The 9,625-nt window shown below is 70.6% G+C and carries 9 protein-coding genes; 7 read left to right on the top strand and 2 right to left on the bottom strand.

All coding sequences use genetic code 11. The annotated features are described in order from the left end of the window. The coding region (locus H5J26_RS24670; protein ID WP_181768158.1) for a CDP-alcohol phosphatidyltransferase family protein at nt 1–1,267 on the bottom strand (1,267 nt) is incomplete at its 3' end. Nucleotides 1,268–1,641: 374 nt separating this feature from the next. Between H5J26_RS24670 and galE the strand changes: the two genes are divergently transcribed. From galE to idi, 3 genes are all read left to right on the top strand, one after another. Further along, a complete protein-coding gene (galE, locus tag H5J26_RS24665) occupies nt 1,642–2,661 on the top strand; it encodes a UDP-glucose 4-epimerase GalE (protein ID WP_181768157.1) in 1,020 nt (339 codons plus the stop codon). Nucleotides 2,662–2,842: 181 nt separating this feature from the next. Further along, on the top strand, nt 2,843–3,778 hold the full coding sequence (locus H5J26_RS24660) for a cation diffusion facilitator family transporter (RefSeq protein WP_181768156.1): 936 nt from the start codon (nt 2,843–2,845) through the stop codon (nt 3,776–3,778). Nucleotides 3,779–3,829: 51 nt separating this feature from the next. Further along, entirely contained in the window at nt 3,830–4,390 is a 561-nt protein-coding gene (idi, locus tag H5J26_RS24655; protein ID WP_181768155.1) for an isopentenyl-diphosphate Delta-isomerase, read from the top strand. Here idi and H5J26_RS24650 read toward each other — a convergent pair. Next, nucleotides 4,365–4,904, bottom strand: coding sequence for an ATP-binding protein (locus tag H5J26_RS24650; protein ID WP_181768154.1), 540 nt, complete (start codon nt 4,902–4,904; stop codon nt 4,365–4,367). The two genes, idi and H5J26_RS24650, sit on opposite strands and share 26 nt — an antisense overlap. A 206-nt stretch (nt 4,905–5,110) precedes the next feature. On the opposite strand from H5J26_RS24650, the gene H5J26_RS24645 reads away from it, so the two are divergent. The 4 genes from H5J26_RS24645 to H5J26_RS24635 form a co-directional block, all read left to right on the top strand. Beyond that, a complete protein-coding gene (locus tag H5J26_RS24645) occupies nt 5,111–5,911 on the top strand; it encodes an enoyl-CoA hydratase/isomerase family protein (RefSeq protein WP_181768153.1) in 801 nt (266 codons plus the stop codon). Nucleotides 5,912–6,062: 151 nt separating this feature from the next. Then, nucleotides 6,063–6,926: an SCO6745 family protein gene (locus H5J26_RS24640; RefSeq protein WP_181768152.1), complete on the top strand. Its 864-nt coding sequence runs from the start codon at nt 6,063–6,065 to the stop codon at nt 6,924–6,926. Nucleotides 6,927–7,089: 163 nt separating this feature from the next. Beyond that, nucleotides 7,090–7,215, top strand: a complete 126-nt coding sequence (locus H5J26_RS32065; RefSeq protein WP_268933141.1) for an LPFR motif small protein — start codon at nt 7,090–7,092, stop codon at nt 7,213–7,215. A 178-nt stretch (nt 7,216–7,393) separates the two neighbouring features. Further along, the coding region (locus H5J26_RS24635; RefSeq protein WP_181768151.1) for a Tex family protein at nt 7,394–9,625 on the top strand (2,232 nt) is incomplete at its 3' end.

Raw genomic sequence — 9,625 nt, 5'->3', positions numbered from 1 at the left:
AGCGCAGCACGCGGCCGGCGGTCGTGTAGCAGGCGGCGAGCCCGCAGCCGACGATCAGCACCACGAGGGTGATGCGGGGCGTGGTGCACGCGGTGAGGACGGCGATCAGGGCCCAGCGCTCGCCGATCGGCAGGATGATCATGCGGCGGAGCCACACGGTCCAGCCGACGCTGTCGAGTCGGCTGGAGAGCGCGGCGGTGGGACTGGTGTTGGCGTCCGCGTCGTGGTTGGCCTCGTTGAAGGAGAAGTCGACGACGTGCCGCACCGTCTGGAGGACCATCGCACCGAGGGCGAGGGCCCATACGTCGTCCCCCGACCGGGAGGCGCCCAGCGCGAGGCCCGCGTAGTAGGCGTACTCCTTGGCACGGTCGAAGGTGGCGTCCAGCCAGGCCCCGAGGGTGGAGTACTGCAGGTCGTAGCGAGCGAGCTGCCCGTCGGTGGCGTCCAGCACGAAGGACGCGATCAGCAGGACGCCGGCCGCGACGAATCCGCCCCGAGTGCCGGTCGCCGCGCAGGCCGCCGCGATGAGCGCGGTGATCAGCGAGGCGGTGGTGACCTGGTTCGGGGTGAGGCCCCGGCGCGCGCACCAGCGCGCGATGTAGCGGGAGTAGGGGCTGACGCAGAACGTGGTGAAGAAGCCGTCCCGCGCCTTGACCGCGTTGCGGAGCCGTACGGCTTCGTCGTCCACGGCGTCCACGGCGCTGCGCGCCTCGGTGCGCGCCTGCTCGTCCTCCGGGACGGCCGCGACGAGCGTGCCGAGTTCGGGCCGGTGCACGGCGACGCCCTCGGAGGCGAGAGCGACGGCGAGCGCGTCGGGAAGGGTGCGCGGTGGTGCGGTGACGGCGACGTCGTTGGGAGCGGCTTCCGCGGACATCACGTCGGGCACCGCTTCAGACGCCGTGTCGGGCGCTGGGCCGGGCGCTGTGCCGGGCGCCGTACCGGGCAAGCTGCCGGACGCCGTCGCCTCGGGGGCCGCGCCGTGAAGGGCGCGGGTGAGCGCGCCGCGCGCCTCCGGCTGGACCGTCAGAGCACCCGGAACGGCGGCCGCCGGGAATCGCGGGTCCGTGAGGGCGAGCCGGAGGCTGTGCACGTGACCCACGAAGCGCGGGTCGACGAGCGCGACCCGAGCGGCTGCGGGGGCGGCGGCCACTTCTACGGACACCTCGCCGTCGTCGGCTGCGAGGCGCACGTCGAAGCCCAGTGACCGCAGGTCGCTCTCCAAGGGCGAACCGGCGACCGGGGAACCGGTGAGGATGGCGGTCGGCAGACGAACTCACTCCTTGGAAGCGGACACAGCGCGGCTTCCGGCCTGGGTGCGGCCGGGCAGGCGGTCAGGTGCGCCATCGCCCGTTCGAGGGGCGGGCGGCACGTCGGCAGAGGCTATCGGATCGAACGGGCCGACTTTCATCGCACGTTCACCGGCTGAGTGTTGCTCCGCCGGAGGACAGCATGGTCGATCATGGGCGGACCCACAAATGCGGGCCTCCGAGGGGCCCCTGAGGGGTGTCCCGGCCTCGCCGCGGTCCGTGCCCCAAAGCCCCCCGGCACGCGCCGGCAGCGGCTCGGAACGACCGCAGGACGGGCGAGAGCCGGCGGATGCTGACAACTCAGGCGCCCCACCCCGGCGGATAGGGTGACGCCATGACGTGGTTGATCACAGGTGGGGCGGGATACATCGGAGCACATGTCGTGCGGACGATGATGGAGGCCGGTGAGCGGGTGGTCGTGCTCGACGACCTCACGGCGGGGATTCCAGCGCGTCTTGAGGGGCTTCCGGAGCAACCCGTCCTGGCCCGGGGATCGGTGCTGGACCGCGAACTGCTGGACCGTACGCTCGCCGATCACGAGATCACCGGGGTCGTGCACCTAGCCGCGCGCAAGCAGGTCGGCCAGTCCGTCGAGGAGCCGCTGCACTACTACCGCGAGAACGTGCACGGGCTGACGGTGCTGCTGGAGGCGGTCGTCGCGGCCGGCGTGCGCCGCTTCGTCTTCTCCTCCTCCGCCGCGGTCTACGGCACCCCGGACGTCGACCTCGTCACCGAGGAGACCCCGTGCGTGCCGATGAACCCCTACGGCGAGACCAAGCTCACGGGTGAGTGGCTGGTGCGTGCCACGGGGCGTGCCGCCCGGATGGACACAGCCTGCCTGCGGTACTTCAACGTCGCGGGCACGGCGGAGCCGGAGCTCGCGGACACGGGCGTCTTCAACATCGTCCCGATGTTCTTCGACGCCCTCACCCGGAACGAGGCCCCGCTGATCTTCGGCGACGACTACCCGACGCCGGACGGCACCTGCGTGCGTGACTACATCCACGTCCAGGACCTGGCCGAGGCCCACCTCGCCGCCGCCCGCCGTCTCGGTCCGGGCGTCGCCGCCGGGGGCGCGAACGCCGACCCGGCCGAAGGAAGCGACCTCACCGTGAACATCGGCACGGGCAAGGGCGTCTCCGTACGGGAGATGGCCGACCTCGTCGCCGAGATCACCGGGAAGCGGGAGCCGGCTGCCCGCGTGGCCCCTCGCAGGGCCGGGGACCCGGCGAGGGTGGTGGCCTCGTCCGAGCTGGCGGCCAAGGAGCTGGGCTGGACGGCACGGTTCGGCGTGCGGGACATGCTCACCTCGGCTTGGGACGGTTGGTGCCTGCTGCATCCCGAAGCCCGCTGAGACCTCCGCGCCACCGCATGCGCACGTTCTGACCTGCGGACCTGGCGGCGAGAGAAACCCCAGGTCACAGCACATGACAACGGTGTTCAGCGTCGCGTTGCACCTCCCCGCCCGGCGTAGTTGACTTGCCAGCGTCAGGCACGCCGTACAGGGCGGCGACCGACGCGGGAGGCTTGCAGAGATGGGCGCAGGGCACGATCACGGAGGGCCACCTCCGCAGGCGGGCGGCACCGCTGCCGCCGCGTACCGCAGCCGTCTGCGGGTGGCTCTGTGCATCACCCTCACCGTCCTGGTCACCCAGATCGTCGGTGGTCTGCTCGCGGACTCGCTGGCTCTGATGGCCGACGCGGGCCACATGGCCACGGACGCCCTCGGGCTGGGCATGGCGCTCCTCGCGATCCACTTCGCGAACAAGCCCGCGACCGAGCGGCGCACCTTCGGCTTCGCCCGCGCCGAGATCCTGGCGGCGCTCGCGAACTGCGTGCTGCTGCTGGGAGTCGGGGGCTACATCCTCTTCGAGTCGGTCGACCGCTTCATCGACCCGGCCCCCACCGACGGCGCCCTCACCCTCGTCTTCGGCGCCATCGGCCTTGTGGCGAACGTCATTTCGCTCTCCCTGCTGCTGCGCGGGCAGAAGGAGAGCATCAACGTGCGGGGTGCGTTCCTCGAGGTGCTGGCGGACGCTCTCGGCTCACTCGCCGTGCTGATCTCGGCGGCGATCGTCACCACGACCGGCTGGCTGTTCGCGGACCCGATCGCCTCCCTCGTCATCGGCGCGATGATCGTCCCCCGGACCCTCCGGCTGGCGCGTGAGGCGCTGGACGTACTACTGGAGTCGGCACCGCGGGACGTGGATCTGAACGAGGTACGCGAGCACATCATGGCGGTGGACGGCGTCATCGGGCTGCACGACCTGCACGTGTGGACGATCACCTCGGGCATGCCGGTGCTCTCGGCTCACGTCGTCGTCTCACAGCCGATGCTGGACTCCGTGGGGCAGGAACGGGTGCTGCACGACCTCCAGTGCTGCCTCGGTGACCACTTCGACGTCGAGCACTGCACGTTCCAGCTCGAGCCTCGCGGACATGCGGCTCACGAAGCGAAGTTGTGCCACTGACGTACGGCAAACTGGGGCCCGTTGCCGGAACGGCCCTAGCGAAGGATGCACATGGCGAACAATGCAGCGGCCCCGATCATGCTCGAACTGGTCGATGAGGACGGCAAGACGATCGGCACCGCCGAGAAGCTCTCCGCTCATGTGGCGCCGGGCCGCCTGCATCGCGCGTTCTCCGTCTTCCTCTTCGACGAGACGGGCCGGCTGCTGATTCAGCGCCGCGCGCTCGGGAAGTACCACTCCCCCGGAGTGTGGTCCAACACCTGCTGCGGGCACCCGTTTCCGGGCGAGCAGCCCTTCGTGGCCGCCGCTCGGCGCGTGAGCGAGGAACTCGGCACGGCGCCGCATCTGATGTGCGAGGCGGGCACGGTCCGCTACAACCACCCCGACCCGGACTCGGGCCTGGTGGAGCAGGAGTACAACCACCTGTTCGTCGGGCTCGTGCGTGACTCCCTGGACCCGGATCCGGAGGAGATCTCCGAGGTGGCGTTCGTGACGTCCGGTGAGCTCAAGCAGCGGCACGGCGACGATGCGTTCTCGACCTGGTTCATGACCGTTCTGGACGCCGCGCGCCCGGCGATCAGCGAACTCACGGGCGGGGCAGCGGGCTGGTGAACTCCAGCGGGGGCGTGAGGGGAACGGGCAGCGCGGCCCAGATGACCTTGCCGCCCGCGCCGGTCTGTTCCACGTCGCAGACGCCGCCCGCCTCCTGCGTGATCATCTTGACGAGAAGGAGCCCCCGCCCGCCGATGTGCTGCTGATCGGGGACGGCGTCAAGGGCCTTGGGCCTGTAGGGGTGGCTGTCCTCGACGGCCACGCGCAGCCAGCCGCCCCGCAGCTCCACCTCGACGCCGATCTCCGGTGAGAGCACGGCGGCGTGACGTACGGCGTTCGTGGCCAACTCGGAGAGGATCAGCAGCAGGCTCTGCAGGGTGTCGTCGGGCACCTCCCCCTGGCGCCGGACGAGATCCCGCACGGTGTGCCGCAGTTGCGGCACGGAGGAGTCCAGCGCGGGAGCGGTGAACCTCCAGGCCCCCTCTCGGGAACGGGGCCCGGCTCTCTCCTGGACCGGCAGCGCGACCGGGGACTGTCCGCCCGGTCCGGGTGGATGACCTCCACCGCTCTCCATACCCCACCGTCCTCTGCTCCGAGTGTTCTTGCAAATGTACGTGCACCGAGTGTTGATATGCCGGAGGCCTGGTCCGGTGCACTGACAACAAGTCGGCATCTATCGATGGCAATTGACAGAAGACTTACGTGCGGGTCGGCTCTGTGACTGACCTTGCATCCCCTGTGCACCAGATGAGGAAGTCCGTCCGGTTACGATCACGCGCCATGGAGCCACAGCCGGAACAGCCGACACCACCAGCACAGCCGGGGCCGCCCGCGCAGCCCGAGTTGATCAGCGAGCAGGCCGACGGCGTCGCACGTCTCACCGTTCACAACCCCGGCAAGCGCAACGCCATGACGCCCGACATGTGGCGCCGGATGCCCGAACTGCTGGCGCAGCTGGCGGCGGACACCTCCGTGCGGGCGCTCGTGCTCACCGGCGCGGGGGCCACCTTCTGCGCGGGCGCCGACATCACGACCCTGCGCAAGTCGCCCGAGACCTCGCAGGGCTTGGCGGTGGCGGCGGAGGAGGCGCTGTCTGCGTTCCCCAAGCCGACGCTGGCCGCCGTACGAGGGCACTGCGTGGGAGGCGGCGCACAGCTGGCCGCGGCCTGCGACCTGCGGTTCGCCTCCGCGGGCGCGCTTTTCGGCATCACTCCCGCGAAGCTGGGCATCGTCTACCCGGCCTCCTCCACGCAGCGGCTCGTGCGGCTCGTCGGCCCCGCGACCGCCAAGTACCTGCTCTTCTCGGGCGAGTTGATCGACGCGGAGCGCGCACTGCGCATCGGTCTGGTGGACGAGGTCCATCCCGACGAAGCCCTGGAAGCACGGGTGGGCGACTTCGCCCGAACCCTGGCGGCCCGCTCGCAGCTGACGCAGGCGGCCGCGAAGGAGTTCGTCGACGGACGCGGCGGCCCGGCACGTGCCGACCACTGGCTGAGCGTGGCACGGGAGAGCGGCGAGGCCGCCGAAGGCGTCACGGCCTTCCTGGAGCGTCGGCCTGCGCGCTTCACCTGGACACCGTGAAGTCAGCCGGACGCGAGAGGTGAGCTGGGCGCCGTGAAGACAGTGCGGAGCCGCACAGCCGAGTGTGGGTCGCGTACGGCGGTGTGAGAGGGGCGTGAACCAGCGGCGGGAGCCCCTCGTCCTTGCTATTACTTACCGGTAACGTGTGCCCATGACGTCTCTCCCCGAGCGCGCCGCCCGCCGGTGCCATCACATGGTCAACCCGATCCACTCGGCCGTGTACTTCTCCCCCGCGCTGGGCAAGGAGCTGGCCCCGTACGGCATCGAGGACCCCGCTGCCGTCTACCTCGCCGGGCGGGCCGCCCCGCTCGGCGCTGTGGGTGCGGGCGCCGTCACGGCCACCTTCTACAACTTCAGCCACTCCCTCGTCGCCCGCGTGCTGCCCGACGTGTGGGAGTCCGCCTCCCCCTCGACGGTTCTCGCCGCCCGGCTTCGCGCCGTGGACTCGATGCTGCGTGAACTGCTGGGCGAGGAGGCGGCGGCCTCCCCGCAGATGGCGGAGGCGGCACAGCTGGCTCTGAAGGCCACGGAGGCCTGCACACGTCCGGGACGACCCCTCTATGCGGCCAACGCCGATCTGCCGGTGCCGGACGCCCCCCATCTCGCGTACTGGCATGCCGCGACGCTGCTGCGTGAACACCGCGGGGACGCGCACATCGCCGTCCTGCTCCAGGCAGGGCTCGATCCGCTGGAGGCCCTCGCCAGCCACACGGCCAGCGGTCGCGGCATGGCCCCCAAGTGGGTGCTGGCCACCCGCGGTTACAACCACAGGGACTGGGCGGCCGCCCAGGACCGGCTGCGCGAGCGGGGGTTGATGGACGCGGAGGGCGATCTCACCGACGAGGGCGCCACGTTGCGCAAGGAACTGGAGCACAGCACGGACCGCCTGGACAGTGCCCCGTACGAGCATCTCGGGGAAGCCGGGGTGGAGCGACTGACGGAGCTGGCTTCGGAGTTCGCCGCCACCGCCGCGACGGCGGGCGCCTTCCCGGCTGATCTCTTCGGGCGGGACTGAGGACGGGCGGTGCGACCCGGCAGGTCAGCCGACGGGAGGGATCCGGAAGAGGCGGGAGCGCGGGCCCGGGGCGGCGGGAGCTGCTCCGACTGAGCACGCCGAGCGGCGAGTCGGGAGAGACGGCCGCGTGTTTGCGTCCTGCGCCGGGGGTCACCCGTACGTCATGTTCCGAGCAATCGCAGACGGCCTCCGCATGGTCGGGGGCGCCATCGCAACTGTCATCACCCTTCCGTTCCGGCTGGTGGGCCGGCTCTTCGGTGGGCTCTCGCGCTCCGGCCGCAGGGCCTGAGGGCCGCTGCCGGCGGCGGAGGACACCGAAGAGGAACGTCGAAGAGCGCAGTGCCAACCGGGCCCGCGTCGGAGGTCTTTCCGACGCGGGCCCGGTCTGCACGTCCGCCTGACTGTGCCACCTGCCACAATGCAGGCTCACCGGGGACATCCAGCACCAAGAAGGCGGACCAACCATCGTGACGACGACCATCGAAGGCAGGATCGCCGAGGAACTCGGCGTACGGGAGCGGCAGGTCAAGGCCGCGGTCGAGCTGCTCGACGGCGGGTCGACCGTGCCGTTCATCGCGCGCTACCGCAAGGAAGCGACCGAGTTGCTCGACGACGCCCAGTTGCGTTCCCTGGAGGAGCGGCTGCGCTATCTGCGGGAGTTGGAGGAGCGGCGCGACGCGATCCTCGAATCCGTGCGGTCGCAGGGCAAGCTCGACGAGAAGCTGGAAGCGCAGATCCGGGCCGCCGATTCCAAGGCGCGCCTGGAGGACATCTACCTGCCGTTCAAGCCCAAGCGCCGCACCAAGGCCCAGATCGCCCGCGAAGCGGGGCTGGAGCCGCTGGCCGAGGGCCTGCTCGCCGACCCCTCCGTCGAACCTCAGGCGGCAGCGGCCCCCTTCGTCGACGCGGAGAAGGGCGTCGCGGACGCAGCGGCCGCCCTGGACGGCGCCCGCGCGATCCTCGCCGAGCAGTTCAGCGAGGACGCGGACCTGATCGGTGAGCTGCGGGAGCGCATGTGGCTGCGCGGCAAGCTCGCGGCCGTCGTGCGCGAGGGCAAGGAGGAGCAGGGCGAGAAGTTCAAGGACTACTTCGACTTCTCCGAAGGCTTCACCGAGCTCCCGTCGCACCGGGTGCTGGCAATGCTCCGCGGTGAGAAGGAAGAAGTCCTCGATCTGACGATGGTGCCCGAGGAGGAGTCCTCCGACGACGCCACGGCCGGTGCGAAGGGGACGCCGAGTTCGTACGAGCGCTCCATCGCCCACCACTTCGGCGTACGCGACGAGGGCCGTCCCGCCGACGCGTGGCTGGCCGAGTCGGTGCGCTGGGCATGGCGTACCCGCATCCTGGTGCGGCTCGGCCTCGACCTCCGGCTGCGGCTGCGTACGGCTGCCGAGGACGACGCCGTGGGGGTCTTCGCCTCGAACCTGCGTGATCTCCTGCTCGCGGCGCCGGCCGGCACGCGCTCCACGCTCGGCCTCGACCCCGGTCTGCGTACGGGCGTGAAGGTGGCCGTCGTCGACGCGACGGGCAAGGTCGCCGCGACCGACACCATCTATCCGCACGCCCCGAAGAAGCAGTGGGACGAGTCGCTTGCGAAGCTCGCCGTCCTGGCGCGCGAGCACTCCGTGGAGCTGATCGCGATCGGCAACGGCACCGCGTCACGTGAGACGGACAAGCTCGCGGGCGAACTGATCGACAAGCAGCCCGAGTTGAAGCTGACGAAGGTCATGGTCTCCGAGGCGGGCGCCTCCGTGTACTCCGCTTCGGCGTTCGCCTCGCAGGAGCTTCCCGAGCTCGACGTCTCGCTGCGCGGTGCGGTCTCCATCGCGCGGCGGCTTCAGGACCCGCTCGCCGAACTGGTCAAGATCGACCCGAAGTCGATCGGTGTCGGCCAGTACCAGCACGACCTGTCCGAGGTGAAGCTGTCGCGTTCGCTGGACGCCGTCGTGGAGGACTGCGTCAACGGCGTCGGCGTCGATGTGAACACCGCGTCCGCCCCGCTGCTCTCCCGTGTCTCCGGCATCGGCTCGGTGCTCGCCGAGAACATCGTGGCCCACCGTGACGGCAACGGCCCGTTCAAGAGCCGCCGGGAGCTGAAGGACGTGGCCCGGCTGGGGCCCAAGGCCTACGAGCAGTGCGCGGGGTTCCTTCGCATCCGGGACGGCGAGGACCCGCTGGACGCCTCCAGCGTGCACCCCGAGTCGTACCCGGTCGTCCGCACGATGGTGCGCGCCGCCGCCACCGACGTGCCCACTCTCATCGGCAACGCCACGATGCTCCGGTCGCTGAACGCGAAGGACTTCGTGGACGACTCCTTCGGTCTTCCGACGGTCACCGACATCATCCGCGAACTGGAGAAGCCCGGACGCGACCCGCGGCCCGCCTTCAAGACGGCGACCTTCAAGGAGGGCGTGGAGAAGCTGGGGGACCTGGAGCAGGGCATGGTCCTGGAGGGCGTCGTCACGAACGTCGCCGCCTTCGGCGCCTTCGTGGACATCGGCGTGCACCAGGACGGTCTGGTCCACGTCTCGGCCATGTCGAAGACGTTCGTGAAGGACCCCCGGGACGTGGTCAAGCCGGGTGACATCGTGAAGGTGAAGGTGCGTGAGGTCGACGTCACGCGTAAGCGGATCTCGCTGACGCTGCGATTGGACGACGACACGAGCGCGGCCGGCCCCGGTGCCGACGGCTCCGGTGGC

The sequence above is a fragment of the Streptomyces albidus (ex Kaewkla and Franco 2022) genome (assembly GCF_013870515.1).
Classification (GTDB): domain Bacteria; phylum Actinomycetota; class Actinomycetes; order Streptomycetales; family Streptomycetaceae; genus Streptomyces; species Streptomyces albidus.
Note: the sequence above shows the minus strand (reverse complement) of the source record. Positions and strands in the feature narration are given on the sequence as shown.

What these genes read in the sequence shown, in the direction of transcription:
- H5J26_RS24650 (WP_181768154.1), bottom strand. Translation starts at nt 4,904, where the DNA reads ATGGAGAGCGGTGGAGGTCATCCACCCGGACCGGGCGGACAGTCCCCG.
- H5J26_RS24640 (WP_181768152.1), top strand. Translation starts at nt 6,063, where the DNA reads ATGACGTCTCTCCCCGAGCGCGCCGCCCGCCGGTGCCATCACATGGTC.
- H5J26_RS24660 (WP_181768156.1), top strand. Translation starts at nt 2,843, where the DNA reads ATGGGCGCAGGGCACGATCACGGAGGGCCACCTCCGCAGGCGGGCGGC.
- H5J26_RS24645 (WP_181768153.1), top strand. Translation starts at nt 5,111, where the DNA reads ATGGAGCCACAGCCGGAACAGCCGACACCACCAGCACAGCCGGGGCCG.
- galE (WP_181768157.1), top strand. Translation starts at nt 1,642, where the DNA reads ATGACGTGGTTGATCACAGGTGGGGCGGGATACATCGGAGCACATGTC.
- H5J26_RS32065 (WP_268933141.1), top strand. Translation starts at nt 7,090, where the DNA reads ATGTTCCGAGCAATCGCAGACGGCCTCCGCATGGTCGGGGGCGCCATC.
- idi (WP_181768155.1), top strand. Translation starts at nt 3,830, where the DNA reads ATGGCGAACAATGCAGCGGCCCCGATCATGCTCGAACTGGTCGATGAG.